The organism is Lysobacter sp. CA196 (genome assembly GCF_052078695.1).
Lineage (GTDB): Bacteria > Pseudomonadota > Gammaproteobacteria > Xanthomonadales > Xanthomonadaceae > Lysobacter.
On record NZ_JBQJIN010000005.1, the window covers coordinates 206,834 to 232,817 of the forward strand.

A 25,984-nucleotide genomic window follows, 5' to 3' on the forward strand; every position below is an offset into this window, starting at 1 on the left:
CGATGACGTCTTTCTACTGCGTCGTCATGCAACGCTCCCTGCGATCACCCGCAGGATGGTGCCGGGTCAACGGACATGTCTGTGGCTGTGTCTGCTTAGCAACTCATCGTGCTTCGCCTCAGCCTCGGCGCGAATCGCGTCCGGATATCGACTCACCCAGCCAACGACGTAATCGATTGCTCGTTCAAAGGTCTTAGTCCAAACGTAATGACGTCGTTTGAGGTCGTCGCGATGGCAGCCAATATGACCCACCCAGCCGTTACGGGTAGCAAGAGGGCCTACTAGCGCGACTCTCGTCCTCGCCACAGTGATCTCAACACTGTCGCTCGCATCGACGCTGCCATAGTTCGGGCGAGCCCACTCGAATCCAGGCGGGAGTTCTGGCAACGAGCCGATGTTCCCGGGGGACATGCCTCTAGAGCCGAGTGAGGGAAGATCTGTGACCATGGGCGCATTCTGCGGTACGCAGTCTCAGTGGCCGCGACCGGTCATCGCCAACGATGAACTGTTAAGCCACTGTCGGTGTGCTGGGCATAAGCACGGTGGCGACGCGGCAGGTTTTCAAGTGAGCGTTGTCGGGCAACCTAGATCGGCAGAAAATGTCCGGGCAGAACGAAAATCGGCGCCTTCGATTGAAGGCGCCGACTAGTTAACCATCTCGCAATTATGATCGAAAGCTATTTCAGGGCAGGCAAGACGATGGAGCCGGCGAGCCTCTCGCCGACGCCGTTCTCGGACTCGGGGGCATAACTCCAGAAGACGACAAGATCGCACTTGCCGAGTACTTCACGGATTTTTGTGAAGCGACCCGAGAGGCTTACGGCCTGTTTTATTGATTGGCCTGGCTGAATCGTCATGGTTCCGAGCACGCCGTCATCGATAACAAGCTTGTCGGCTGGTCTAGGGCAAGGGTGGTAATTGTCGCCATATTCCGGAAATGATTCGACGGCGATCCAGATGGCTGTGTCCTGTACGCCAGGTACTGAGCTTCTCGTGATCACAGCTGGTGCAGATCCGTTGTACTTGAGCTCAAAATTAAGGACCGCATCGCCCTGCTTTAGATCTACATCAGGGCTAACAGTCATGCCGAAATCGGAACCCGCAAGAGCAGCTTGGCAGGGGGCGAGTAACAAAAGCATCAGCAATAGATTTCTCATGCGTCCATTCCTTATTTGAAGTTGCACTTTTTCTTATCAGCTTCGCACTCGGCTCTATTTTGTTTGATCTTCTTGATTCTGGCGTCAATGACTTGCTGACAGCCAAAATTTTGCCCGTGCTTAGCCTTCTTCAGGCAGGACATTTCGACAGTGGTGGCGGTAAGTTCAAGTGCCTGCTTTTGATCTAGCCCACCAAAATCAACCAGAGGTATCGTACTGCCCTTATTCGCCGGAATCGAGCAGAAGCTGACGATCCTGCTGTCTTGAGACATTTCTTTCGCGTGACATTCTTCGTGCGCGACGAGACACGCGCTCATTCCGCAATAGCCACCGGAAGAATCTCCGTCGATCTTAACTACAAGCTCACCGCCAGCGCCACAAACTACTGTATTGGCGGGTACTGGGGGCTTCTTGTCCAGCCCGAAGGGATCGATTGACCGAAGCGGGTCGCTACCCACATAGCCGTACAGCGATAGTCCGCCTTTGAGGCCGATGGGATCCGCCTGTGTATAGCGGCCAATCTTGGGATCGTAGTCACGGAAGTAGTTGTAATTCATGCCCGTTGCCGCATCAAAGCGCTGCCCCGGGAACCGCATGTCCAACACGAACGCGGTGCCGTCCTGATCGGGGTCCTGGTTCGGCGGGTTGTTGCCGAAGGCTTCGCCCTTGGCGTCCCAGGTCCAGACCGCGAGGTTGCGGCTCGGGTCGATCACTGCGCGTGGGGTGCCCAGGTGGTCGGGTTGCACGTAACGCAGGGTCTGCGCCACGCCAGCTCCCACCACGAGGCCGACCGGTGCCTCGCCTAGCCAGATGGCTTGCTGCTTGGTCGCGCCGTTGGCGTCGTAGTCGCCGATCCAGCGCCCCGCTTCGTCGTACAGGGTGTAGCCGGTGATCGCACCCGTCGCGTTGTCGGCCCGCGAGACCCGCTGGCCTTTGGCGTTGTAGCGGTAGCTGGCTTTCACCACACCGGCCTGCTTGACCTGGCTCATACGGTCGTTGGCGTTGTAGACGAACTCCTTGGCCGTGCCGCCGATGTTGAGGGTGTTGCCGACCGGGTCGTAACCGCGGCTGATGCCGCCGACGTTGCTGAGACGATGGCTGGTGCCTGGGTAGGTGTAGCTGGTGGTGATGCCGCCGTGCAGCAGGCTATTGCGGTTGCCGGTGGCGTCGTAGCCGTAGGTCTCCAGCGGCGTGCCGGTCGGGCCGTCGCGGGTGATCTTGAGCCGGCCCAGGGTGTCGTAGTCGTACTTGGCCAGGAACGCGCTTTGCAGACCGTCCTTGAGTTCGGTCAGTTCGCCGACTTCGTTGTAGCCGTAGGCCAACGACAAGCCACCACTGGCGCTGTCGAGGATCGTCTTGGCGCGGTAGTCCTGGTCGTAGGTGCGGGCCAGGCTGCGGCCGTTGCCGTAGGTCCAGCCGGTGGCCGGGCCGAACGGTTCGTAAGCCGCATTGTTGAGCAGCACCGTGCGCACGCCGCCGGCCGGCTTGACGCCGACTTCGGTGACCTGATCCAGGGTGTTGCGGACGTAGTCGACGAGGGCATTGTCCGGGTAGGTGATGCTGCGCACCTGGCCCGAGCTGGTGTAGGCGTAGCGCAGGGTGAAGCTGCGGGTGCCGACGGTCTGCATCTTGCGCACGAGCTGACCCCAGCGGTCGTAGCAGTACTTCAGCTCGGTGCCGTCGGCGCGCATCGCGGTCACACGCCCCAGGGCGAAGTTCTCGCCGGCGGCGCAGACCGAGTTGACGGTGTCGTAGTCGTACTCGACGTCGGCCGTACCGCCGCTGTAGGACACCGTCTTCGGCCGGTTCAAGGCATCGTAGGTGTAGGTATGCGCCTGGGCGTCGTTGGCGTCCTGCTTGCTCGCGAGCAGGCCGGCGCTGTTGTAGCCGTAGGTGGTGATGCCGGTGTCCGGGCTCGACAGCTGGACCTGGTCGCCGAAGCCGTTATAGCCGTAGGTCGTGTTCAAGCCCTTCGGGTCGGTGACCTTCGTGACCTGGTCGAGCGCGTTGTATTCCAGCTTGGTCTCGACCGCGAGGCCGCCGACGTCCTGCAAGGTGCGGCTCAGACGATCGAGCGGGTCGTGGTCTTGATCCGTCTTGCGAGTCAAGGCGTCAGTGGTCAGGTCCGGATTGCCGTCGGGGTCATAACTGAAGGTGGTCGCGTGTGCCAACGAATCCTTGACGGTCTGCAACTGTCCGAGCGTGTTGAAGACGCGCGACAGGGTGCGCTTCAAGGTGCCGGACGCGGTCTTGGTGTCTTCCTGCTTGCGATTGCCGGCCAGGTCGAGGGTGTACTGGATCTTGTTGCCGGCCTTGTCAGCCACGCTGGTCAGGCGCTGGGCGGTGTCGTAGGTGTAGGTAATGTAGGCGCCGCCCGGCGGGGTGATGCGCTTGACCAGGCCGGTCGGCCAATACTCGACCCGGGTGATGCGGTCGTCGGTCTCGACGCTGTTGTCGGCACCGCGCACCTTGGTCGCGGTCAACCAGCCGCGCGGGTGGTACTCGTAGTCGGTGACGATGCCGTTGGCGTCGACAACCGACAGCGGACGGCCCTGCGGGTCGTAGCCGAAGGTCTCGGTCGTGCGGCCCAGCGCATCGACGACCTTGCGCAGGTCGCCCTTGCGGTAGGTGCACAGCGCCGGCTGTGTCGCGCAGGTGCTGTCGTCGCTGCCGTAGTACTGGAAGGTCGTGACGTCGTTGACGTCGCTACGCGGGCCATCGACCGACTTGACCAGGCCCAGGATCGGGCAGGTGCTGTTGCTCGCGGCGACGTCGGCGGCTTCGCAGTAGGCATAGGCCGTCGTGCGGGTTTGGTTGCTGACCGTGTCGCGCGCGGTGACCGTGACCGGTTGCAGGCGCGCGTTGCGAACGATGCGGGTCTCGCGGTTACCGACCTGGGTCAGCACGGTGCGGTTGCTGGCCACATCGCGACGTTCCGTGCTGCTGCGCTCCTGCGCCAGCCCGACCGCCTCCTTGACCGTATGCGTGCGCGCCGGCAGCCCGGTGACCGGGTCGTTGGCTTCGGCATACGTGTGCTTGGTCTGGGTGCCGTTGCGGTCGGTGACGGTGTCGAGGCGACGGCGGAAGTCGACGGACTCGGGGTAGTAAGTGCTGGCGACGGTGCCCTTGCTGTCGACCACATCGCCTGGTCTGCGCGGCTTGGGCAGCGTGGAACCGGCGTCGTTCAAACCATAGTTGGTCTGATAGCCGAGAGCGTCCGTTACAACAGCGCCGCCCTGGGGGGTGTAGGCCAGGGACACCTTGTCCACTCCCCCGGCGTGTTGACTAACGATCAGGCGGCCCTGCGTGTCGTAGGAGAACGTACTGAACCGCACCCCTCCCTCGGCGCTGATACCAGTCAGGTGCAGCGGGAAGTTGGTGTCCTCGTAGTGGTAGGTGCGCGACTCCGGCGACGCGAACTGCACCGTCTGCACCTGGCCGTTCGCGTTATACCCATAGGTCGCAAGCGCCGAGCCGGCCGAGGTGATCGAGGTAATGGGTGAGGCAGTGGACAGGCCACCGTAGTTAACGACCATCGACCGGCCGCTGGAGTGGCTGATCGTCGTCAGTCGACCCGCTGCGTCGTAGACGTAGGCCAGGCTGGTGCCATTCTCGAAACGCCGCTCAACCACGCGGCCACTGGCATTAAAGACCATTACCTCATCTGAGCGGCTCAGCTCCCAGGTGGTTCCGTTCGCGATGATGCGATCGCCGCTGTCGTCTGCGGCCTCGAAGACATTCGAGCCCAGATTGCGGAAGGCCAGATGGGAGCCATTCGGCTGCACCAGGCCAATGACGGTCGGGTAATCGTTGGCGTTGATCGCAAGCTTGAAGTCGTGCGAATGCGTCCAACCATGGCCGAACCCGCCATTGCCGTTGTTGGAAGTGGCCGAGTGGTAGTAGCGCTGGAGCAAAATCCAGCCCAGATCGAAATCAGTTTCGGTCTCGAACTTGTCGCCCGTGGAGATGTCTGTAGGGTTCCCGACGAGATTGCACGGCTCGCATGCGACTAGCGGGGCCTCCAGCGTGTGCTTGTAGACGTCGTTCTTGCAAACGTTCCCGGTATTCCAGGTCAGGTGCTCGTTCGAGCAACGGCGGCGATCACGCAGCGCGGAGTCGTCGGCCGAGTAGGTTGTGCAGGCCCCACCGCCAGTAGGCTTGGCGACGTATCGCACGTCATAGTAGGTAGCTTCTTGGTGCGCAACGCCGTCGCTCCAGAAGCGTACCCCACGCCATGCTCCATCAACGGTTATCGTCGTATTGGGCGTGCAGCCTGCGGCTGTGCTCTTGTTGTTGTAGTACGCGCGTATCGCATCCAGGTTCGCCTGTTCGGACGTGGTCGAGCCGCCATTCGGGGAAATGTAAGAGTGCCAGTCGCGCAGGGCGCCCAGCTCGTCTGGAATGCCGTAGACGAGTTCGATCCTGTGCTCAGAAATGCGACGATCACGCACGACGCTGACGTACTCATAGCCGTTACCGATGGCCCGGATCGCGGCCTCGGCTTCCTGCTGTGTGTTGTAGGGAGTGTCGAAGAAGCGCCATTTGTGGCCGCTCTCCTGGGCAAATGCCGCGCCCGGAAGGGCAAGGCTTGCCAGCATGACGGCAAGGCCTCTTGTCCTTGCCGTCATGGTGTGCAATCTCCGGGTTTGACTTCCCAGAGTTCCTTTGAAGTTCATTTGAACCATCCTTGAGTATAGAAATGGAAGCAGCCCTGGCGCGACGTCGCGTCACAACTGCTCAGGATTGAGGTGCTGATCGGTTCTACCGAAGCTATGTCATCGACACCTCCTGTTGGCAGCAATAGTTCGGTGTGAGCCAGAGGAGCAGCGCGGTGCACAACAGGAACCGGCTCATGACTACCCTAGAACGCTGCCGTCTTCCCTGTTGCGACGAGTCGTCTGTGATCGAATGGCCCAGAACTGACCCGCCAATCGGCACAGTTCGTGATCTAGCTGCTAGTGCGACCCTTCGCCTTAGGGCCGCGCCGTGGCCGACAAAGCAGTTCTGCGCGCACTATCCGGAGGCCGGGCGCGGTTATGCCTATGCGCACCTCGCCAACGAATCGCGGCGTCAGAAGGCGAACTTCGACGCCATCGCCAATCATCAACGCCTGCCCTGGTTTGCGAGTCAGTACCAGCATCGAAGCTGGGTCTTTGAGGGTCATGGGCGCGCAGCAGCCATGCCGTAGATGTCGCACGCTTCACGAAGTCGGAGACTGCTTTCGCTTTCGGTCTCGACACATAACGTACGATGCTCCTGCGGAAGCATGTAGCTGACTTGTGATAGCAACGTCCCATCGATGCCGGGAGCCCGCACTTCCGTAGGAGCACCCGTATCGAGATGCCGTTGGCGGGCTCGCGCGCTGGCGGCGGCTAGGCACATCTCCCTTGAGGCAAACGGCACATGCTCGTCCACGCCGTTGACGGAAACGCGCCAGTTCAAAGACCCGCGACAGACAACGTCAAAGTGCACCATCCTTGTGCTCACCATCCTTCGTACTCCTTGAGAATTCCAATGCGCCGAGCGAACCCGTCTCCGATCCATTGCGGGTGATAGGTGCGAATGCGCATCTCGTCCGGATGCATGAAGAGGTGTCGGGCTTCGCGCTCGTCTGCACTGCTGAGTGCCGGGATCATCGCCCAGAAGGTTGGGTCTACGATTTCGTGGCTTGGTAGCGTTAGCCATGCGTGCAAGTTGACTCGCGCGCCCGGTGCAATGCCAGTACGCAGCATTTGCTCCAATCCCTCGATGGGGGTGTGGCAGAATCGCTGGCTGTCCTGGCAAACGTAGCCCAAGGTGTAGGCCACGCGAACGCGCAGCAGGGCCTCAAGCATTCCTTTCACCATTACGGTCAAGCCGAACCGTTGCGCCGAGATCAGGTCTTCGCGGGTATCAGCGAGACCGTAATCCAACATGCTCTGAACTGAAGCGATACCTTCGGCTGATGCAAGTCGTAGGGGAACCGGCTCAAAGCGCGGCGGTTGCAAGCCCCAGGCAGTGGAGCGCGCGTGCGCAGCCGTGAACATTGACTGGTAGAGGCCGCGTCGCCGCTGGTAGCTCTCCACCGCGTCAGAGAAGAAAAGCCGGCGTAACCAATTCGGTAGCATCCAATGCATGTTCGCCGGGGGGTAAATTTGGGACACAAAGCGCTCCTGACCGCCCCTTTCGGGGCGGTGCGGCTGAGGTCGGGTTGGGTGGGTCGAACTTAGGCGGTGCGAGCGGCTTGAGTCCGCGTCTGCTCTTGGCTCTGCTGGCTTTGAGCAACGGCTTGCTGTTGATCTGCCTCGGCCAGCTTCCGGAACGAAGCCTCGACGGGGATCTGCGCGGCGACTTCGGTGTTCACCTGGGCGCGCTTATGCGCCGGGTCATGCAGTTCGCCTTGGACAGCAAAAACGTCAGTGCCCGCATTTGTGTTTCGGCCCGGCACAACATGGTTAATCTGTTCCAGCCCAGCTTGCCTTGAACTCACGAGCAAGGCGGCCGTCGTGCGCTCGACCCCCTCGCCCAAGGGGAGCCCCTGCTGGCTGTAGACCTGCTCTACACCATGCTTGATCGTCTCATGCATTTCGTGGGCCGGGTGGCTCGTATGACGCGGGTCATGTAGTTGAGTTTTACCGTCCAGTCCCCCATGTGCTTCCTTAAAGGGACTCTCAGGCTTATCGTCCGGGAGGTGACGCCATACTTCATTGGCGACTCCCTGAGTCCCGCGAAGAATCGCTGAGCCAATCGAAAGTCCTTCTCGGGATAGATAGACGTCGTTTCGATACTTATCAAACATCGGTCGGTGCTGTTCGGCTAGTTGTCTAGCCTGACGTCCGTCTAATACCGACTGATCGCCTTGCCCCTTCGCGTCGATATCGAGGAAGTTGTGCATCTTGTGGGAGTCAGCGCCGGCTATAGCAGCGGGAATCGCGAACCGTATGTCCAGGCTGCTGCCATTGTCCTCGTACCGCCCAACACTTCTGATCGTGTCAATCTCGCGACTAACGGCATACATCCTGACTTCACCAAAGTGCTTGCTCCCCGCGCTCACGAGGTCGCCTGCCATCACGTGATTGATCACCTGATTGCCACCCTCGGGAATTCGCAAGCCTAAGCTTGGTGCGCCGTACGGGTTGAATGTCTCCCCATTCAAGTTGAACCTAGCTGCGGTAACTTGTGCGAGGCAACCGCCCAGAGAATGACCAACCACGGTCACTTGCGGGGCAGGCTCGTACCCACTGCTGTTCTGCTTTGCGTACTCGATCGCGCGCTGAGTCAGTTCGCTTGCGTCACCAATCTGGGAGTTGACCCGCGTGACTACCATGCCGCCGTCCGCTAACGCGCCGTCTTTGATGAATTGACGGTCAAACTCGGTCCCGCGGTGGGCAACGATGACTTCGCCCGTGTCCACTCGTTGGTAAATCACACCCTGATAACCCGATGGCCGTCCGATATGTTCAACAACCCGGTACTGAACATCGCCGATCTTTACGCTTTCATTTCCTACGCCGTATGCGTCAGGTGTGTCGTAGCTATGGCCAACTAGAGCTGCATATTCCTTACTATTCACGGATCACCTTCCTGGGCGATATGGTTACGCTGAACAGATCACTTTCGGCTATAGACGGACTTAGCTTAGATTTGTCCTGCTGACCGAAGGACTTCTGGCCGGTTGTATTGACCTGGCCGGGATACAGCCTTCGTTGGTGATAGGTAGTGGTCGCTTTCCCGAGTGTTAATGCCTCGGCTGAGATATTCGACACGAATTCGGTCATGCCGTTTGATTCGTTCGCTCTAGCGTCGACTCTGACTTCTTGTAATTGCCAATGGCAAACGCCCCGGCCATAGTAGTCTTCGTCCGTCATTAGGTCGGCCTGTACCTGACCCAGTAGCTGACCTCCCGATGCCGGGATGAACGTAAAGGGTCGCACGACCATCGGGATCGAAGCTGGCATCCCGCTAGCGCCATCAGGCGCTGGGAGGCAGGAATGATTGGTTACGTTGTACTGCACGTAACCCTTGATTGAATCGAACTTTCCAGGCGCATTGTCAATATCAACTGCGATCTCGTAGTTGTCGTTTGCTTCTGAGTTGATCTTGAAGACCGGACGCGCTTCCGAGGTCGGATTTGCGCATGACGACAGGCCTGCCAGAAGCGAGGTGCCGAGCAGTCGTACGAGTCGTGCTCGCATAGTCTTTTCCTGTGTGCGCGAGAAACCTAAGCTGCCGGAGCTGCTTAGAGCCTGACAAGACATGAAGGTGGAATGGAGCGTGCCCGCAGAAGACTGGCTCGCATCCTATGGTGCATGGACAGCGATGAAGCCGATTGCGCGACTGAGAACAGGATCGGGATGGAGATTACCGCGATGGTCGTCGAGAACTGCTGGGTGACATGCATCAGCAGTGGAAGGGGGGCGACCATAGCTGCTACAGCCCAGGCGCCAACTGTTCCGGTTGCAATGCGTCTGGCCCATGTGCGGACTGTCCGTACTTCGGGACTTGCGGAAGAGCCCCAACGCCATGTTATGAACATGTAGAGCGCACCGACATACCTCGTCTTTAGGATCGCGAACCACAGATGTGAAGCGACGGCAGCGACGGCCAGCCATTTAGAGAGCAGCGATAGCGGCATAATCTCCATCTTCGCGCCAAGGAAGGATACGAGGACGGATAGCGCTACCGTCACGACCGCCACGGCTGCCGCGTTCTGCAATGAATTTTCGTCGCATAGCCATACGGACTCATCTGTATCCGCGATCTTGACGGCCATTGTCGTTTCCTGCCTCTTCGCGAAAGTGTCTAGCGAACGCGCACGGGTAAGCTGCATCCGCTGTAGTAGACCCAGCACTCTTTTCCGCCACTTCGCTCTGTGCAGCCTTCCATGCTGATCTTTGCCGCTTCCTCTACGGTAGGCGCCCTCGCGCTCGATGATGCATCCTCGCTAGTGGATACCGCCGCGCACTGGTTGGCATAGGTAGTGCCGACCTTACAGGCGATCCCACCGCGTTTCTTGCATTCCGACAGAGCCGTACTTTGCGCTTTGCGCTTGCTGCTGGCGTCCGCACTGATGCCGAAAATGCCTTTAGTATCAGATGCTATGGCGCCCCACCGGTTCGACCAAGCAGGTCCAAGTTGCTGCCCCTGCATCGGACCACAGCTGGAAACGGATGTTCCTGAATATGGAATCTGGCCCGGAGGGCAGCCCCCTTCAGCCTGTGCTGAATGAACAACGCCTAGTGCTAGTGCCAACGATAGATATGCATGCACACGCATGGATCACTCCCTTTTATCCAATTGCTTGATCGAATCTGAGTACGTTGGGCGCGTATCCCCACTAACCCGGGTGCCATGATTCTGTAAGGGGCTGTGTGCGCCTGTAGGCAGATCTTGGCGTTCCTGCGAGCGTGCCATTTGAGCGGGATTATATGAGCCAGGTGCTTGGCCTTGTGGTCCCTGTTGGCTACCGGAGCCCCCGAAGGCAGAGAAATGCATGAAACTGCCGATTTGACCTTGGAAGAAGTGGGCTGCGACCGGCGGAACCGACACGATCAGAAGTGTGAGGATCATGCCCATTCCGCCTTGCTGCATCGCTTGGCTGGTGATGCCCTCGGGGCTCAAACCAGGGATGTTGACAAGCTTCGCTAGCCAGAGGGTTGCCGACACACGCGCCATCATCTCCAGTGCCAGGCCGATTACGAAGCTCAGCATCGCCATCGAGAAGAGCGTGCCGAGCCCGTACTGTAGCCAGCGTTTGAACATGTCCTTAGTCTGCTCAAACATCAGGCAGATTATGAAGATTGGACCGAATCCAACCCACATCGCGATCACGAATTTTAGCAATAGCAGCATCACCCCGGCGGCGATCGCCGGGCCGGCTATGCCGATGCCGGCTAGAAGCTTCGCGTTGGACTTCTCTTGAAGCAGCTCGGGGTCGTCATTTACGATTTGAATGGCATCGATAGACGATATCGCTATCTGAAGGAAGGCTAGATTCCTATCAATGCTATCGGCCGCCGTCTTGCCATTCTCGCCTGTGACGAGCTCATGGATCTCGCGGTTGAGATCATTGCTCAAGAATTCATGGAGATTGGTCCCCTGGAATCCCATTGTGGTCGCTGCTCCGATCACCAGGGCGATCCTGAGGCTATCCACTACCAACCCCATCATTGGCTCACGGGATGATCCAGTGGCAATGCGGTAACCTTTTAACAGAATCCAGAGAGTCACTAGGGTAAGGGCTATGCCCGCTGCCCAGCCCATGGAACGTCCCATGAGGTCGAGGCCGAACTCGCTGATGCGGCTGGATAGCCAGCTGTTCATGATTCGGAAGACAGCGAACTCTGCTAAGCCCGACTGGGACATTTGCGCCAGCCAGTCAAGGGGCGAGTGCGAGAAGGGATTCATTTTCCACCAGGACGACATGATTTGATCGAAACCCTTCAACCTCCGAAGGGAAGGGACGCAGCAATCGCGAACGCTAGTTCAGCAGAGCGGACTTTATGGCGTCCGAAGGCACGATGCTGTCCAGTGAGCCCTTTTTCCCGCGTAGCGCACGTTTGGCTAAGCGCGATTGATCCCATTTCAGGGACTCGATGTAGTCGTTGTAGGCTTTCATGCGGGCCTGCCAGTGATCCAGTTCGAGTTCTGTTCGCAGTACGAATCGCTGGGCTTCGTTGTCGTTCGCCGCCAACGCACCCTGGCTCGTTCCCGTGGCGTCGCGCTGCTGCTCGATCAACTGGAACTGCTGACTGCGTACGGCCAGGCTGCGGAGCATCTGAACCGAGTCGTTGTACTTGGAATTTTCCGCGTGAACCATGCGCTGACATATTGCTTGCTGCTCATCCACGATGTTGCCATCAAGCTTGGGGAGGGCTTGGCGCAGCTTTGAGGTCAGCTGTTCCCTAATGCCGCCTCCTTTGCCAGGGCAAAGATCCTCCATCCCGTAGTCCATCGGCCGGGGATCGAAAGTATCTTGCATCTGCAGGCCGCCGAAGTTCATACGCTGTAAGCGGACTAGCTGTTGTTGATAGTGGCTCGCGGTCTCGCTCCAGCGCTTCGCTTGTTTGCCGAACTCCGCGGCATCTTTCGTTAGTTGCTGAAGCTTTGCCGCATAGTTAACTGGATCATTGACCACGAGCTGTGCACTTGCCGCTCCGCTCCCCAGGAGGGTCGCTACAGTCAACAGGGCTGCGATTGGGTGCGTTCTACCTTTGCTGCGAAAATTCATATTGACTCCATGTCTTGTTGAACTGTTGCAAGAGAGCTATTTGGCGCGATGCTCTTATTGTTCTGTCGCTCGCACTACCTGTACTTCGCAGACGGTCCGACGCTGATTTCTTCGGATCGATAGTGGAAGAACCGATAGCTGCCCTGGTCGATGAGCACCAGGGATAGCCGCTTTCCTGTGACTATGCTGTAGGTCAGTTGCACGGTCCTAAAGCGCCACGCTGAGCTTGATACCTGCTCAGCTATTTGCTCCACGTCTTGCTCTTGACGCAGGCGTGCGAGCAGTGCATCAAGCGATTCCGTCGTGGACTCGATTTGATCGAAGGAGATCTCTTGGGCCCGAAAGACCATCATGATGGTTTCGATGGTCTCTATATCTTGCTGGGGTATCTTGGTCGGGAAGGGCAGTACGTTGTTTCCGTCCATGGAGAATTCATCCTTTACTCATCCAGTAGGTACGCTAGCCTGTTCTCGTAGAGATAAGAGACCAATTTTGTTGCTCCGCGTATCCCTAGCGTCGTCATTGCTTTGCGTTTGTGTTGTGAGATCGTGTCGTAATCCCTGTCGGCGACCGAGGCAATCTCAGCGAGTGGTGCGCCCTTGCACAGCTCGATCACGACCCAGCGCTGTCTGTCGGTTAGCTTGCTCCACGGATGCTTCTTGATGCTCTCTACATCGATTGCGGGGTCTAGGAAGGTTCCGCCGTCCCGTACTTGATTGATCGCATCAATGAGGGTTTTCTTGCGGCTTGATTTCGCCACGTACCCCAATACACCGATCGACAAGGCATCCGTTGCCAGGAACGGACTTTCCTCACTCGTATACGCCACGATTCTCAATCCGGGATTGCGGCGAAGTAGCTCCTGTAGTAGTGGGAGTCGCTTGTACTTTCCGGGCATCACGAGGTCAAGGATCAGCATGGTGCTGGTCGGATCGGCGGCGCTTATCAGTTCAAAAAGCTCTGCGGTGTTGTTAGTTGAACGAAACGTGTCGGTCTTCGGGTCGCACTGAATTTTCAGCAGCCCTTCAATGGCCATGACCATGCTTGGGTGGTCATCTGCAACTAGATGCTCCATATCCTTGTCCTTAAGCGTTTGCTGTTGGCTTCCTGCCCCTGTCACCAATGGGACATAGTCTTGCCGGAAGCCTATGTGAATGTCATCCCCCGAAAATTACCCGTTTTTCAATGTGCTACGGCTCACAGGTTGGTCGTTGGTTTGTTGTGTTCAGAGTGCGGTCGAGAACGCGGCAGTCGCACATATAGCGTTCGTGAAGCCCTATCTCTTGGGTGTCGATGGACGTTGAATAGCGTGCCTGGATCGCTTCTCGTGTCCTCCTTGTAGGATTTTTCCTACCCGCCATCGCGTCTGTTTCCGACGCCACATCACTCAGTCATAGATCGACGATCAGAGCGCGCGATCACAGTTGCTTCTGGGGGTGACTTAGCGGTCACCTTGATCCTTGCTATGAGCATCGATCAGTCGCGCTTCGTCGCAGCTCAGTGGCTGTTTCGTCGAGCTTCGTTCTTCCTTGCCTCGGTCTGGGCTCGATGGTTTCGAGCGAGACGGTTCTGGGGCGGCTTGGAAGTGGCCAGATCGAGTGCATCGCATCAGCCCCATTAGGCTCTCACTTTCTGATGGCGGCCGCCAGAGGGTGCTCCGCCAGAGGGCGTTTAAGCCGCTTCGGCCTAGTTTTATGCCGATGAACAAGAAGCGATCCTCCGCACCCCAAACCCCGGCGCCGGCCGCCGCCCCGAAAACGAAGGCGCGGCAATCGCCGCCGCCGCCTGTCTTGGGAGCGGTGGGGGCGAAGGTTCGTGAGGTCAGGGTCGCGCGCGGTATCAGCCAGGACCACTTGGCCTACGGCATGCACATGGACCGAGCCCACATTGGGCTGTTGGAGAACGGGAAGCGTGCGGCGACCATACCTACGCTTGCGAGGCTCGCGGTCGCGCTGGGGTGCCAGGTTGGTGACTTTTTCCCGGATGTCGAGGAACTTGCTGAGCTCCTGGGGGTGGAAGCTATTGAGCCGAAGGTTCGGGGCGCTGATTAGTGCGGGACGCCGATACCACGGCTGCCGCTTTCAGCATCCTTTTCCTTCTCCCGAACCGACCTACCGTTACGTGATACCCACCGCCCCCCTATTGATGTGGACGGCGCAGTCCCAAGCCCTCTCGCTCGTCGGTGACGTCGACGATGCTCACCAAGGCGGATCGGCCCGCACTTGATGTCGACAGTTCGCGGTATCGATTGGCTCCCATTCCTGGGGGACAATTTGCTGGTACCCATGCTGGTACTAAGCTGATCGACCGACAGTTTTGTCTTTACAAAACAAGTAGTTAAATGAATGTCCTTCGCTCTATCGGAAAACGGCGCACGTCTTGTGCGCCGCCCTCCGGGTCTATGGGTGTTCTCGCAAGCTCGGTGCTGTGCCAAGCTCTAACGGCAACGGCAACGGCAACGGCAACGGCAACGGCAACGGCAACGGCAACGGCAACGGCAACGGCAACGGCAACGGCAACGGCAACGGCACGTAGCGGCTTGGCTTTGGGGTAGGAGCGGCGCGAGCCGCGACCACGCAATCCCGATTGCCTGCGTCGGCAGCCGCAGGTTCGCGGTCGCGGCTTGCGCCGCTCCTACAGGGACGGCGCGTCGCCGCGCTGAGATTCTCGCTCATGCTTTTGCTTTTGCTTTTGCTTTTGCTTTTGCTTTTGCTGTGCGTCGCTTCCCACTAGCGAAGGCTATAGAAGACCCGGAGGGCGGCGGGCAGGGATGCGCGCCGTTTTTCATCGGGACAGGGATGTCCCGTATGTAGATCCCCGCGGAGGTACCGCTCGTGCGGGCCCTTGACTCAAAGAGAAGCATTTTTCTTTGGTTACCTTTCTTTTGTTGCTTTAGACAAAAGAAAGTAACCCGCCGCTTTAGTGGCAGAAGCTTTTGGCGTTTGATCTTGAACTTGCTTGAGAGAGGAGTCGCAAGTCCGGTGCAGCGTTGTCGCGACTCGCGTCGCTCCTACCCTGAAGCAAAGGCCCCGCCGCAACGCAAACGGGGCGCATAGCGCCCCGTTCGGCCCCACGATAACGTCACGCGATATCAGCCCTGACGCAACAGCCGCATCACTTCGTAACACGCGCCCATGGTGTGGTAGTCGGTCTTGCCGGCCGGGCTCTTCTCGTCGCTGTACTTGCGGTTCTCGCGATCGAGGATGCGGTACCAGGCGCCGTAGCGGTGATCGACCATGTGCTGCCAGGCGTAGGCCCACAGTTTGTCGTACCACTGCCAATACAGGTTGTCGCCGGTGCGCGCGGCCAGCAACGCGGCGGTCGCCAGGGATTCGGCCTGGACCCAGAAATACTTGTCGTCGTCGCAGACCGAGCCGTCCGGGGCGAAGCCGTAGAACAGGCCGCCGTGTTCGCTGTCCCAGGAACGCGCCACGGCAACGTCGAACAAGTGCCGCGCGGTCGGCAGCAGCCAGTCCGGCGCTTCGCCGCTCGGCGACAGGTGACGGTCGAGGATCAGCAGCAGCTTGGCCCACTCGGTCTGGTGACCAGGTTGGAAACCCCAGGGGCGGAACAGGTGCTTGGGGTCGTCGCGGTGGTAGTCCCAGTCGATGTTCCAGTCGCGGTCGTAGTGCTCCCACACCAGGCCTTCGGACTTCGCTGCCTGGCGCTGGGTCATGTTCTGCGCCAAGGTCAACGCGCGGTCGAGATAACGGCGCTGGCCGCTGGCCTCGAACGCCGCCAGCATCGCCTCGCACATGTGCATGTTGGCGTTCTGGCCGCGGTAGTCGCTGAAGTTCCAGTCGGCGTCGGCTTCGTCGCGGTACAGGCCGTGCGGCGCTTCCCAGAAGCGCCGCTCCAGCAGCTCCCAGGTCTCATCCATCCAGGCCGCGGCCTCGTCGATGCCGGCCTTGAGCGCGGTCGAATAGGCGAGCAGTACGAAGGCGCCGCCGTAGCAGTGGTTCATCCGGTCTTCGGGCTGGCCGTCGCGGATGGTCCAGGCGTAGCCGCCGGTCTGCGCGTTGCGGTGCTTCTCGCGCAGATAACGCAGGCCGTGGCGGGCCAGTTCGCGGTATTCCTCGCGCTCGAACTCGATCGCCGCCATGGCGTAGTTGAAGACGAAGCGGGTGCTGCTGACCAAGTGCCGGTGCGAGGCGTCGTAGATCGCGCCGTCGTCGCGGAAATAATGGAAGAAACCGCCCTCCGGGTCGCGCGCGACCGGGTCGTAGAACGCCATCGTGTCGGCGATGTGCGCGCGCAAGGTCTCGGCCTTGCGGAAATCGGGAAGCGGGTGCAACGGAAGATTCATGACTGTTCCTGCATCAGGCGTTCGACATCGGCCGCGCTCGGCATCGCCGCGAAGGCGCCGTGTCGGGTGGTGGCGAGGGCGCCGGCGGCCGCGGCATAGCGCAGCGCGCCGATGAAATCGGCCTCGCGCGCGAGGAAATCGCCGAAGCCGGCGGCATTCACCCCGAGAGTCGACAAGCGCTGCAGCAGGCCGCCGACGAAGGCGTCGCCGGCGCCGGTGGTGTCGGACGGGGCGACCCGGAAGGTCGCCACTTCGCCCTGGCGCGTGCGCGTATGCCAGCGGATCGGGGTGGCGCCGTCGGTGATCAGCACGCAGGTGGCGTAGCCGTGCCACAGCCGTTGCAAGGCGGCTTCTTCGCCGCCGAGGTGGCGGGCCAGGAACTCGAACTCGCTGCCGCACAGCTTGATCAGATCGGCTTCGAGTAGCGCCGCCAGCAAGCGCGGTGCCGGGTCGAAGCCGGCCGGCCACAGCGACGGCCGCAGGTTCATGTCCATGCTGACCAGGGCGCCGGCCATGCGCGCGCGGCGCATGCCGGCCAAGGTGGTCGCGGCGATGGCTTCTTCGGTCAGGCTGTTGGAGCAGACGTGGAACACGCGGGCTTCGGCGAAGCTGTCGCTGCCGAAATCCGAATCGCGGAACAGCAGGTCGGCGGCCGGCGGTCGGTAGAAACTGAAGCTGCGTTCGCCGTCGCCGTCGAGCGAAACGAAGGCGAGCGCGGTCTTGGCCTCGGCGGTGCGCAACAGATGACGCGTGTCGACGCCGTAGTCGCGCAACTGCGCGGCGATGAAGTCGCCGAACATGTCTTCGCCGAGCATACCGACGAAGCGCGCATGGCCGCCCAGGCGCGCCGCGGCGACGGCGACGTTGGCCGGCGCGCCGCCGGCGTACTCGACGAAATGACGCGGCTCGCCGGCGACCGACGAGGGACGTGCGAGAAAATCGATCAGGGCCTCACCAAAGCAGACGATTGCGCCGTTGCGCGGTTCTGCGGATAGCACAACGGACATCAATGCATCACTCCCGAAGCCTGGGCGGTGACGTGCTGGCCCTGGCCGGCGAGCACGCGCGAACCGCGCCAGCCGTACCAGACGATGAAGGCGTAGCACACCACCGGAATTACGAACGAAGGTTGGATACCGATCCGGTCGGACAACACGCCCTGCAACCACGGCACGACCGCGCCGCCGACGATGCCCATGATCAGCAGGCTCGACGCCTTGCTGGTCATCGGCCCGAGGTGTTCGATGGCGATGGTGAAGATGGTCGGGAACATGATCGAGTTGAACAGGCCGATCGACAGCACCGCCCACATCGCGACCGTGCCCTTGGTGCTCATGGTCAGCGCTAGCAGGCCGATCGCGGCGACCGCGAACAGCGCCAGCAGGCGCCGCGCGTCGAAGCGGCGCAGCAGGGCGGCGCCGATGAAGCGGCCGACCATCGCGCCGCCCCAGTAATACGCCAGGTATTCGCTGGCCTGGGCGTGGTCGATGTTGCCGATTTCCGGCGCCGAGATGTAGTTGATCAGGAAGCTGCCGATCGAGACCTCGGCGCCGACGTAGACGAAGATCGCGATCACGCCGTAGAACAAATGGCGCTGGCTCAGCACCTCGGCGAAGCTGTGGTGCACAGGGTCGGCGCTCTCGGTGGCTTCGGCCAGCGAGGGAATGCGCATCTGGTACACGAACACCGCGAGCAGCAGCAGGCAGCCGGCGATGATCATGTACGGCATCTGCACCGAGGCCGCTTCATGCGCGCGGTACGCGGCTTGCTCGGTGACCGACATCGCCGCCAGCTCGGCGGTGCCGAGCACCGCGGTCGACAGGATCAGCGGGCCGATCACGTACGGGAACAAAGTGGTGCCGAGCGAGTTCAGCGCTTGCGCAAGGTTGAGGCGGCTCGGCGCACCGGCAGGGTCGCCAAGCAGGCTGATGTAAGGGTTCGCCGAAACCTGCAGCAGGGTGATGCCGCTGGCGAGCACGAACAACGCGGCCAGGAACAAGGGATACGACGGTATGCGCGCGGCCGGGAAGAACAGCGCCGCGCCGGCCGCGGCCACGATCAGGCCGATCACGATGCTGTTCTTGTAGCCGACCTTCGCCACCACCTTGCTCGCCGGCAGCGACATCAGGAAGTAGGCGCCGAAGAAGGTCGACTGGATCAGCATCGACTGCGCGTAGTTCATCTGGAACACGGCTTTCAGATGCGGGATCAGCACATCGTTGAGGCTGGTCAGGCCGCCCCAGGTGAAGAAGATCGTGGTCACCACCGCGAGCGCGGCGGTGTAGGACATGTCGCGACGGGTCATGCGGACTCTCCGGGCAGAACGAGCACCTCGCTGCTGCTGCGTGCCTGCAGCCGGACGGGGGCGACGGTATGGGCAGGCGGCATGTCGGGGTCGCGCAGCCGCTTGAGGATCAGCTCGGCCGCCTGGCGGCCGCGCGCGCGCGGGTCGACCGCGATCGTGGTCAGGGTGGGCGAGGCGACCGAGGCTTCGGGAATGTCGTCGAAGCCGATGACGGCGAAATCGCCGCCCGGGCGGCGCCCGCGTGCGACCAGGCCGGCCATCAGGCCCAGCGCGACCGCGTCGTTGTAGCAGACCGCCGCGGTCGGGGCGGGGTCGCGCACGAACAGCGCACCGGTCTGCTGCGCCGCTTCCAGGCGGGTCGGCGCGCATTCCACCAGCCACTGCGGTTCCGGGTCGACACCGGCCTCGGCCAAGGCTTCGCGATAGCCCTGGCGACGCTGCCGGCACGAGCTGGAATCGCGATGGCCGCCGAAGAAGGCGATGCGGCGATGGCCGCGCTCGAGCAAATGCCGAGTCGCCAGGCGCGCGCCGTGGGTGTTGTCGAGGGCGAGGAAATCCCAGTCGGTGGAATCCAGCTCGCGGTTGAACACCAGCACCGGTGTGCGTTCGCCGACCTGGGCGCGCACGCGCGCGCCGTCGCTGCTTTCGGCCGGCGACAGGATGATGCCGGCCGGGTCGTGCTCCATCAGCGAGGTCAGCACCGCCTGCTGGCGTTCGACCGACTCGTTGGTGCTGCCGAGCAGGGTGACGAAGCCGGCCGTGGCCAGCCATTCGTCGACGCCCGCGGCGAATTCGGCGAAGAAGGGGTTGGACAGGTCGTTGATGACCAGGGCCACGCCGGTCGACACCTTGCGCCGCAGATTGGCCGCGCCGCGGTGGTAGACGTAGCCTTGGCGCTTGAGTTCGGCCTCGACCTGGGCGCGGGTGTCGGCGTGGACCAGCGGGCTGCCGCGCAGGACCAGCGAGACCGTCGCGCGCGATAGGCCGCAGGCACGGGCGATGTCGGCCAGGGTGACCCGGCCGCGGGGAGCGGGCGCGTCGTTCATCGTTGACACCTCACAAGGGGTGGTCGGTCGGCAATCATGGCTCTCGGCGGCTTTTGGATCGTTCTAAATGCCGTCATCCTGCGGCCTCAGCCCCGTCCCTGCATTCTGCATTGCAGCATGAAGGGGCCTGGGTCGCGTGTTAGCTTGCCCGCATTTAGAACGATCTAAAAGTGGCCGCCGGGTTTTTTGCCGGTCCGGCCGTGTCCGGGCCCCTGTGCCCTATAGACGGAGTGCCCCGGATGACCCGGCCGACCCAGCCTCTCACCTCCCGCCGCGCCTGTCTCGCCCTGCGCTGGCTGGCCGCCGCCGCCCTGGCCGCTTGCGCCGTTGGCGCGACCGCCGGCCCGGCCGGCAAAGCCCCGGACGGCGAGGCCGGCCGCCGGGCCTACGAATCGGTCGACCCCTTCATCGGCACCGGCGGCGAAGGCCACACCTTCCCGGGCGCGGTGGTGCCGTTCGGCATGATCCAGCTCAGCCCCGACACCGAGATCCAGCCACGCAAGCAGGCCTACGGCTGGGCCGCCGGCTATCGCTACAGCGACAGCAGCATCGTCGGTTTCTCGCACACCCATTTCTCCGGCACCGGCCATTCCGACCTCGGCGACGTGCTGCTGATGCCGATCGCCGGCGAGGTCAAGCTGGAACGCGGCGATGCCAAGCTCGCGCGCAGCGGCTACCGCTCGCGCTTCCGCCACGACGACGAAGTCGCGCAGCCCGGCTATTACGCGGTCACCCTCGACGACTACCAGGTCCGCGCCGAACTCACCGCCACCGAGCGCGTCGGCGTGCACCGCTATCGCTTTCCGAAAGGGCATGCCGCGCACGTGCTGGTCGACCTGCGCACCAGCCTGTACGACTACCCCGGCAAGATCCTGTGGTCGCGGCTGCGCCTGCGCGCCGACGGCACCGTCACCGGTTACCGCGAAACCCGCGGCTGGGCGCCGGGCCGTCAGCTGTATTTCGCGATGCGCTTTTCGCGCCCGGTCAGCGGTCACGGCTTCCACGACACCGAAGCCGACGTCGCCTACAAGGGCTTCCCGCCGCCGGGCGAAAAAGACCCGGCGAAACGCGCGCAGATCGAAGGCCGCCAGCTCGTCGGCAGCCTCGACTTCGCCGATGCCGACGGCGAGGATTTGATCGTCAAGGTGTCGATCTCGCCGGTCAGCGAAGACAGCGCCATCGCCAACCTCGACGCCGAAGTGCCCGGCTGGGATTTCGACGGCGTCCGCGCGCAGGCGCGCGCGACCTGGACCGAAGCGCTGTCGGCGATCGACGCCGACGCACCCGAGCCGATGCGTAAGAGTTTCTACACCGCGCTCTATCACACGCTGATGGGGCCGAGCTTGTTCATGGACAGCGACGGCCGTTATCGCGGCCCCGACAACGCCGTGCACCAGGCGAAGGGCTTCCGCTACCACTCGACGTTCTCGCTGTGGGACACCTACCGCGCGCTGCATCCGCTGCTGACCCTCGTACAACCGGAGCAACGCAACAACGACTTCGTCAATTCGCTGCTCGCCTCGCGCCGCCACAGCCCCTACGGCATCCTGCCGATCTGGTCCTTCCACGGCCAGGAAACCTGGTGCATGGTCGGCTACCACGCCGTGCCGGTGATCGCCGACGCCTACATGAAAGGCATCCGCGGCTACGACACCAACGAAGCGCTCGACGCGATGGTCGCCAGCGCCAGCTACGGCCCCTACGACGGCATCGCCCAATACATGGAACTCGGCTACGTGCCGATCGACGAAGAAGGCGAGGCCGCCTCGAAGACCCTCGAATACGCCTTCGACGACTGGACCATCGCGCGCATGGCCGGCGACATGGGCCGCAAGGACATCGCCGCCAAGTTCGAGAAACGCGCCGGCAACTGGAAGCACGCCTTCGACGCGAACAGCGGCTTCATGCGCGCGCGCAAACGCGACGGCGCCTTCCGCGAACCCTTCGACCCCACCGCCAGCGGCTACGGCACCGACTACACCGAAGGCAACGCCTGGCAGTACTCCTGGTACGTGCCGCAGGACGTGGCCGGCCTGATCGACGCCCACGGCGGCGATGCCAAGCTCGTCGCCAAACTCGACCAGGTCTTCGACGCCAAGGTCGACCCGAAAGTGTTCGAGCACATGGAAGACATCACCGGCCTGATCGGCTGGTACGCCCACGGCAACGAACCCAGCCACCACGTCGCCTACCTCTACGGCTACGCCGGCCAACCCTGGCGCACCCAGGAGCGCCTCAAGCAGATCATGGCCAGCCAGTACGCACCGCGCCCCGACGGCCTGGCCGGCAACGACGACCTCGGCCAGATGTCGGCCTGGTACGTCTTCACCGCCCTGGGCTTCTACCCGGTGGCCCCGGCCAGCAACGAATACGCCATCGGCCGCCCCTTCCTGCCGAAGGCCACCCTCAACCTGCCCAACGGCAAACGCTTCACCGTCGTCGCCGACGGCCTGGACGACGCCCACACCTACATCGGCGCCGCCACCCTCAACGGCCGACCGCTGGACCGCAGCTTCCTGCGCCACGAAGAGATCATGGCGGGCGGGGAACTGCGGTTTACCATGCAGGGGACGCCGAATAAGGCGTGGGCGAGCGATCCGAAGCAGCGGCCTTATTCGATGAGTGCGGGGCGCTGAGGGGGCGGTTGCCGGCAATCCCTTGTCTCTGCGCCGATGAGCGCCTTTGGTAAGGGACTTCGATAGGCGCTTCGATAAGGCGCCTAGATATGGGCCTTCGATTGGCAGAAACCGGCCAGACAGACCAGACCGCTGCCTCGCGCTGCACCAGCGTTGGGGCTTGGCCTCGGCATGCCGCGGCGCCGGCACATAGCCACGACGCTTACGCCCGCCCCGCCCAACCATTAGAATCCCAGCTCGCGCGGGCCTATAGCTCAACGGTTAGAGCAGAGGACTCATAATCCTTTGGTTCCAGGTTCGAATCCTGGTGGGCCCACCAACCCCCCAAGGCCCTCGTTAGCCCCCAATCACCCCCATTAGCCCTCAGCCGCGGGGCTCGTTCGAGCGATATTGGCCAGCGTGGACCTGCTGTGAACTGCGGGATTGTCCCGGCCAAGGGGCGGACATGAAACCCCGGGCGATTCAGGCGAGGAGCGAGCGCTCGGTGATAATCCGTGAGTCGTAGACAGAGTCGGCGGCTGGTCACGTTACCGCGCCAGGCGCCCTGAAACAATCCAAAAGCGACCACGAAGAACAGACGGCTTGCGAACCGTGCCCATCCATAATGGGCCGGGGTGTTCTCATACGACGCAGGAACGCGAGGGTATCCCATGCCAAAGAGTTCCCGAAAACTCACGCTCGGCGAGCTGCAACACATCGATTCTCTCATCAGCCTAGCCCAGGAGCGGGGGCTGAAACCCAGCGATCAGATTGTCGCCAACAAGGATCTCTCCTGCTGCGGAGCCACCGCCGCGGACGCTAGGGGCAAGCTGGTTTTTTCCGCCCGTGACCGGGAAATCTTGAAGCAGATGGCCAAGTTGCAGGCGCAGATCACGTCCATGCCGACCTTGGGGCAGCTCATCGAGGCCCGCGCAGCTTTGCTGCGCGCAGCAAAGAGAAGTCGTCTCTAGAGGGAGTCGATGATGCGCGCTGAAGCGACACTGGCGATCTTCGGCGTCGTGTTCCTCGCCAGCGTGATGAATCAGCTGCCGATCCGGGCGTGGCACGTTCTGGTTGCACGTTTCGATCGCTCCACCTTCCTGCCCTACTGGGGCTTCTTTGGACCCAAGCCTGCCTACGCTGGAATCCACGTTGTGTACCGCGATCGCAGCGCTTCCAGCTGGAGTGATTGGACGGAAATCGACATACCGCCTACCGGGGGCTGGCGCTGGATTTGGAACCCGGCGCGGCACGAGCGCAAGGCGCTGCACGACTTGGTGAATGGTCTCGCCTTCCTGATCGCTGAGGCACAGAACGACGGGCAGGTCATGCTGTCCAATTGCCACCTTGCCCTAGTGTCCTGGGTCGTGGCGCAGCCGCACGTCGCGCCAGACGCACAGTGCCGCCAGTTCGCGCTTGTCGAGGCCACTGGCCACGGTGCCGCCCGACAGATCCGGCCTGTATTCACTTCGGAGATATTTTCGCTTGGTTAGCCCGGAGCTAGCGCTGGAAGTGGCGGTGCGAGGTGCAAGTGCAGCGCTCGGAATTGGCTTTCTCGAACAACTGTACGTAGGACATCGCAGCTTCGCTATTAACGGGCTGTATGCCGGCAACGTGATTCGCCTGATTGGCGCTCCCGAATTCACCGAGCGATTCGGTACCGTGCCGCTGCGCTTGGTACTCACGGTGGGCGCCGCCTGCGGCCTGCTGGGGTTGTTCCTCAATCCTTATGAAGGTGCCGGACGGCTGACACTGGCGCTCACATTTGTCTGCGCAGTCGCCAGCCGTTTCTGCCGTATCATGGGCGGAGACGGCGCGGACCAGATGGCAATCCTTACATTATTCGCGGGTTGCCTGGCTATTCTGCCGGGGCTTGATGCGAGCACGACCTTGCTGGCCGTATTCTTCATCGGCGCCCAATTGGTGTTGAGTTACTTCACTGCGGGATTCGTCAAGGCTGTGTCCCCCACCTGGCGTACTGGCACCGCCATCAGACTGGTCATGTGCTCGGAGGCCTATGGCGAGCGCTGGATTGGCTCGTTCGTCGAATCGCGTGTCTCGCTGTCCCGGCTGCTAACAAGGGCCGTGTTTGTAGGCGAGTGTTTGTTTCCCCTGATCCTGATCGCGCCGCGCGAAGTGGCGCTCGCCATGCTCGTAGCCGGCTTCGTGTTTCACATCGCGACCGCGGTAACGATGGGGCTTAACACTTTCATGATCGCTTTTCCCGCAACGCTTCTCTGCGTGCTGGTTATGGTCGAGAGCGTATCGCCATGGTGGTAACCATGTCCAAAGGCATTCGGGTTATCTACGACGGCAAATGCCCCCTGTGCCAGAGTTTCGTCCAGCGAGTGCGTCTAGAGCGCAGCTGCGGCCCCATCGAGCTCATCGATGCTCGCACCGACCTGGCGCTGGTCTCCGAATTGAAGGCGCGGGGCATGTCTCTCGACGATGGAATCGTTGCCTGCATCGAAGACGAATGTGTTCACGCGGATGAGGCCCTGACCCGGCTCGCACTGCTCAGTACTCGCAGGGATTCATTCAATAGACTGATGCACTGGACCTTCTCGCGCCCAAAGGTGGCGCGCCTGATCTATCCATTGATGCGTGTAGGCAGGAGTGGCTTGTTGTGGCTGCTGCGTCGCGAACGGATCTCGCGCTGAGGCTCGCAAGTGAGGCGGCGCGCGCAGTTGTCCCCCGCCACGCGTGCGAGCTATGTGCAGGCCGAGTTCTTCAAGCCCGCGAGCCTCCGGGAGCACTTCCCGGTGGCATGGTGGATGTCATGGCAGGCGGAGCCGGCATTCCTCGATTTCCTGCGGAAGTTCTTCTCGTGGCGGCGCAAGGGATATCTCCGAGCACTCTCGACCGTCCGTCTGGCAGTTGTTCAGCGCGGCTCTGCTTAACGCTGGTGTTGGCGAATGTCCGCTCTTGGCCGAATCCGGTCGGACGCTGGCCGAACCCGCGGGAGCCCGAGTAGTCCGCGACCGGCCCCTCATCGCCCCCAGGAGCCCCCAAACGCCCGCAAACGCCCCCATCAGCCCATCAAGAGGGTTTGAGCCCGGTTCCCGTGGCTCCATACCAGCGAGGCCAGCGGCGTTAGCATCATCACGATGGCTGCAACTGCTGCAATCTGTTTCCAGAACGGGCGTTCCTCGCTGTCGCGTGCACGATCCATGTTGATGCGTGCAATCGTCTGCAACCGGTCTAACCCCAGTGGATCTGCGAGCGCCACTGCCGTTCTGTCATCGGCATGGGACACGCCTGTTCGATAGTTGCTGATTCGGTTGGGGCGTATCCCAAGACTTGCTCTAACAGTGACCTGTCCGCCGTACGAATCTATCGATCCTGT

At 61.6% G+C, this 25,984-nt stretch carries 23 protein-coding genes and 1 tRNA gene; 7 read left to right on the forward strand and 17 right to left on the reverse strand.

Going from position 1 to position 25,984, the window contains the following annotated elements:
• Positions 1-677 precede the first annotated feature (677 nt).
• The 12 genes from ACTOWK_RS07290 to ACTOWK_RS07345 all read right to left on the reverse strand — a co-directional run bounded on the left by ACTOWK_RS07290 (position 678) and on the right by ACTOWK_RS07345 (position 13,441).
• Positions 678-1,157, reverse strand: a complete 480-nt coding sequence (locus ACTOWK_RS07290) for a hypothetical protein (protein WP_441329515.1) — start codon at positions 1,155-1,157, stop codon at positions 678-680.
• Between the two features lie 11 nt (positions 1,158-1,168).
• Positions 1,169-5,833, reverse strand: a complete 4,665-nt coding sequence (locus tag ACTOWK_RS07295; protein WP_441329516.1) for an RHS repeat-associated core domain-containing protein — start codon at positions 5,831-5,833, stop codon at positions 1,169-1,171.
• Positions 5,834-6,105: 272 nt separating this feature from the next.
• Positions 6,106-6,297 (reverse strand): carbon storage regulator, encoded by a 192-nt coding sequence (locus ACTOWK_RS07300; protein WP_441329552.1) that lies wholly within the window; start codon positions 6,295-6,297, stop codon positions 6,106-6,108.
• A gap of 343 nt (positions 6,298-6,640) precedes the next feature.
• Positions 6,641-7,300, reverse strand: a complete 660-nt coding sequence (locus ACTOWK_RS07305) for a hypothetical protein (protein WP_441329517.1) — start codon at positions 7,298-7,300, stop codon at positions 6,641-6,643.
• Positions 7,301-7,362: 62 nt separating this feature from the next.
• Positions 7,363-8,709 (reverse strand): XVIPCD domain-containing protein, encoded by a 1,347-nt coding sequence (locus tag ACTOWK_RS07310; protein WP_441329518.1) that lies wholly within the window; start codon positions 8,707-8,709, stop codon positions 7,363-7,365.
• Complete coding sequence (locus ACTOWK_RS07315; protein WP_441329519.1) at positions 8,702-9,331, reverse strand: hypothetical protein; 630 nt, start codon at positions 9,329-9,331, stop codon at positions 8,702-8,704. The genes ACTOWK_RS07310 and ACTOWK_RS07315 overlap by 8 nt, the downstream gene beginning before the upstream one ends.
• A gap of 44 nt (positions 9,332-9,375) precedes the next feature.
• Entirely contained in the window at positions 9,376-9,909 is a 534-nt protein-coding gene (locus ACTOWK_RS07320) for a hypothetical protein (RefSeq protein WP_441329520.1), read from the reverse strand.
• 29 nt (positions 9,910-9,938) lie between these two features.
• Entirely contained in the window at positions 9,939-10,412 is a 474-nt protein-coding gene (locus ACTOWK_RS07325) for a DUF4189 domain-containing protein (RefSeq protein WP_441329521.1), read from the reverse strand.
• 3 nt (positions 10,413-10,415) lie between these two features.
• Positions 10,416-11,561: a type IV secretion system protein gene (locus ACTOWK_RS07330; RefSeq protein WP_441329522.1), complete on the reverse strand. Its 1,146-nt coding sequence runs from the start codon at positions 11,559-11,561 to the stop codon at positions 10,416-10,418.
• Positions 11,562-11,616: 55 nt separating this feature from the next.
• Positions 11,617-12,366 (reverse strand): hypothetical protein, encoded by a 750-nt coding sequence (locus ACTOWK_RS07335; RefSeq protein WP_441329523.1) that lies wholly within the window; start codon positions 12,364-12,366, stop codon positions 11,617-11,619.
• A gap of 74 nt (positions 12,367-12,440) precedes the next feature.
• Positions 12,441-12,791, reverse strand: a complete 351-nt coding sequence (locus tag ACTOWK_RS07340; protein ID WP_441329524.1) for a hypothetical protein — start codon at positions 12,789-12,791, stop codon at positions 12,441-12,443.
• 14 nt (positions 12,792-12,805) lie between these two features.
• Entirely contained in the window at positions 12,806-13,441 is a 636-nt protein-coding gene (locus ACTOWK_RS07345; protein WP_441329525.1) for a response regulator, read from the reverse strand.
• Positions 13,442-14,066: 625 nt separating this feature from the next.
• Between ACTOWK_RS07345 and ACTOWK_RS07350 the strand changes: the two genes are divergently transcribed.
• The gene (locus ACTOWK_RS07350; RefSeq protein ID WP_441329526.1) at positions 14,067-14,417 is read left to right on the forward strand and encodes a helix-turn-helix domain-containing protein; all 351 of its coding nucleotides are present in this window, start codon (positions 14,067-14,069) and stop codon (positions 14,415-14,417) included.
• A gap of 1,040 nt (positions 14,418-15,457) precedes the next feature.
• Here the strand turns inward: ACTOWK_RS07350 and ACTOWK_RS07355 are convergent.
• From ACTOWK_RS07355 to ACTOWK_RS07370, 4 genes are read right to left on the reverse strand one after another with little or no spacing between them, the layout of a single operon-like run.
• Entirely contained in the window at positions 15,458-16,672 is a 1,215-nt protein-coding gene (locus tag ACTOWK_RS07355; protein WP_441329527.1) for an AGE family epimerase/isomerase, read from the reverse strand.
• Positions 16,669-17,679 (reverse strand): carbohydrate kinase family protein, encoded by a 1,011-nt coding sequence (locus ACTOWK_RS07360; RefSeq protein WP_441329528.1) that lies wholly within the window; start codon positions 17,677-17,679, stop codon positions 16,669-16,671. Before ACTOWK_RS07360 ends, ACTOWK_RS07355 begins: the two co-directional genes overlap by 4 nt.
• Positions 17,679-18,977, reverse strand: coding sequence for an L-fucose:H+ symporter permease (fucP, locus tag ACTOWK_RS07365; RefSeq protein ID WP_441329529.1), 1,299 nt, complete (start codon positions 18,975-18,977; stop codon positions 17,679-17,681). The genes ACTOWK_RS07360 and fucP overlap by 1 nt, the downstream gene beginning before the upstream one ends.
• A complete protein-coding gene (locus tag ACTOWK_RS07370) occupies positions 18,974-20,023 on the reverse strand; it encodes a LacI family DNA-binding transcriptional regulator (protein WP_441329530.1) in 1,050 nt (349 codons plus the stop codon). Before ACTOWK_RS07370 ends, fucP begins: the two co-directional genes overlap by 4 nt.
• Before the next feature lie 239 nt (positions 20,024-20,262).
• Here ACTOWK_RS07370 and ACTOWK_RS07375 point away from each other — a divergent pair, with 239 nt between their 5' ends.
• The 6 genes from ACTOWK_RS07375 (at position 20,263) to ACTOWK_RS07400 (ending at position 25,298) form a co-directional block, all read left to right on the forward strand.
• Complete coding sequence (locus ACTOWK_RS07375) at positions 20,263-22,659, forward strand: GH92 family glycosyl hydrolase (RefSeq protein WP_441329531.1); 2,397 nt, start codon at positions 20,263-20,265, stop codon at positions 22,657-22,659.
• 243 nt (positions 22,660-22,902) lie between these two features.
• Positions 22,903-22,978 (forward strand) — tRNA-Ile (locus ACTOWK_RS07380).
• 331 nt (positions 22,979-23,309) lie between these two features.
• The gene (locus ACTOWK_RS07385; RefSeq protein WP_441329532.1) at positions 23,310-23,609 is read left to right on the forward strand and encodes a hypothetical protein; all 300 of its coding nucleotides are present in this window, start codon (positions 23,310-23,312) and stop codon (positions 23,607-23,609) included.
• A 12-nt stretch (positions 23,610-23,621) separates the two neighbouring features.
• Positions 23,622-24,131, forward strand: coding sequence for a hypothetical protein (locus tag ACTOWK_RS07390; protein WP_441329533.1), 510 nt, complete (start codon positions 23,622-23,624; stop codon positions 24,129-24,131).
• Positions 24,124-24,918 (forward strand): hypothetical protein, encoded by a 795-nt coding sequence (locus ACTOWK_RS07395; RefSeq protein WP_441329534.1) that lies wholly within the window; start codon positions 24,124-24,126, stop codon positions 24,916-24,918. Before ACTOWK_RS07390 ends, ACTOWK_RS07395 begins: the two co-directional genes overlap by 8 nt.
• Positions 24,919-24,920: 2 nt before the next feature.
• A complete protein-coding gene (locus tag ACTOWK_RS07400; protein ID WP_441329535.1) occupies positions 24,921-25,298 on the forward strand; it encodes a DCC1-like thiol-disulfide oxidoreductase family protein in 378 nt (125 codons plus the stop codon).
• 371 nt (positions 25,299-25,669) lie between these two features.
• Here the strand turns inward: ACTOWK_RS07400 and ACTOWK_RS07405 are convergent, their stop codons facing one another.
• Complete coding sequence (locus ACTOWK_RS07405) at positions 25,670-25,894, reverse strand: hypothetical protein (protein WP_441329536.1); 225 nt, start codon at positions 25,892-25,894, stop codon at positions 25,670-25,672.
• Positions 25,895-25,984 lie beyond the last annotated feature (90 nt).

What these genes read in the sequence shown, in the direction of transcription:
- ACTOWK_RS07355 (WP_441329527.1), bottom strand. Translation starts at nt 16,672, where the DNA reads ATGAATCTTCCGTTGCACCCGCTTCCCGATTTCCGCAAGGCCGAGACC.
- ACTOWK_RS07340 (WP_441329524.1), bottom strand. Translation starts at nt 12,791, where the DNA reads ATGGACGGAAACAACGTACTGCCCTTCCCGACCAAGATACCCCAGCAA.
- ACTOWK_RS07345 (WP_441329525.1), bottom strand. Translation starts at nt 13,441, where the DNA reads ATGGAGCATCTAGTTGCAGATGACCACCCAAGCATGGTCATGGCCATT.
- ACTOWK_RS07290 (WP_441329515.1), bottom strand. Translation starts at nt 1,157, where the DNA reads ATGAGAAATCTATTGCTGATGCTTTTGTTACTCGCCCCCTGCCAAGCT.
- ACTOWK_RS07330 (WP_441329522.1), bottom strand. Translation starts at nt 11,561, where the DNA reads ATGTCGTCCTGGTGGAAAATGAATCCCTTCTCGCACTCGCCCCTTGAC.
- ACTOWK_RS07335 (WP_441329523.1), bottom strand. Translation starts at nt 12,366, where the DNA reads ATGAATTTTCGCAGCAAAGGTAGAACGCACCCAATCGCAGCCCTGTTG.
- ACTOWK_RS07295 (WP_441329516.1), bottom strand. Translation starts at nt 5,833, where the DNA reads ATGAACTTCAAAGGAACTCTGGGAAGTCAAACCCGGAGATTGCACACC.
- ACTOWK_RS07390 (WP_441329533.1), top strand. Translation starts at nt 23,622, where the DNA reads ATGCGCGCTGAAGCGACACTGGCGATCTTCGGCGTCGTGTTCCTCGCC.
- ACTOWK_RS07360 (WP_441329528.1), bottom strand. Translation starts at nt 17,679, where the DNA reads ATGTCCGTTGTGCTATCCGCAGAACCGCGCAACGGCGCAATCGTCTGC.
- ACTOWK_RS07325 (WP_441329521.1), bottom strand. Translation starts at nt 10,412, where the DNA reads ATGCGTGTGCATGCATATCTATCGTTGGCACTAGCACTAGGCGTTGTT.
- ACTOWK_RS07375 (WP_441329531.1), top strand. Translation starts at nt 20,263, where the DNA reads ATGACCCGGCCGACCCAGCCTCTCACCTCCCGCCGCGCCTGTCTCGCC.
- ACTOWK_RS07350 (WP_441329526.1), top strand. Translation starts at nt 14,067, where the DNA reads ATGAACAAGAAGCGATCCTCCGCACCCCAAACCCCGGCGCCGGCCGCC.
- ACTOWK_RS07370 (WP_441329530.1), bottom strand. Translation starts at nt 20,023, where the DNA reads ATGAACGACGCGCCCGCTCCCCGCGGCCGGGTCACCCTGGCCGACATC.
- ACTOWK_RS07400 (WP_441329535.1), top strand. Translation starts at nt 24,921, where the DNA reads ATGTCCAAAGGCATTCGGGTTATCTACGACGGCAAATGCCCCCTGTGC.
- ACTOWK_RS07320 (WP_441329520.1), bottom strand. Translation starts at nt 9,909, where the DNA reads ATGGCCGTCAAGATCGCGGATACAGATGAGTCCGTATGGCTATGCGAC.
- fucP (WP_441329529.1), bottom strand. Translation starts at nt 18,977, where the DNA reads ATGACCCGTCGCGACATGTCCTACACCGCCGCGCTCGCGGTGGTGACC.
- ACTOWK_RS07385 (WP_441329532.1), top strand. Translation starts at nt 23,310, where the DNA reads ATGCCAAAGAGTTCCCGAAAACTCACGCTCGGCGAGCTGCAACACATC.
- ACTOWK_RS07315 (WP_441329519.1), bottom strand. Translation starts at nt 9,331, where the DNA reads ATGCGAGCACGACTCGTACGACTGCTCGGCACCTCGCTTCTGGCAGGC.
- ACTOWK_RS07300 (WP_441329552.1), bottom strand. Translation starts at nt 6,297, where the DNA reads ATGCTGGTACTGACTCGCAAACCAGGGCAGGCGTTGATGATTGGCGAT.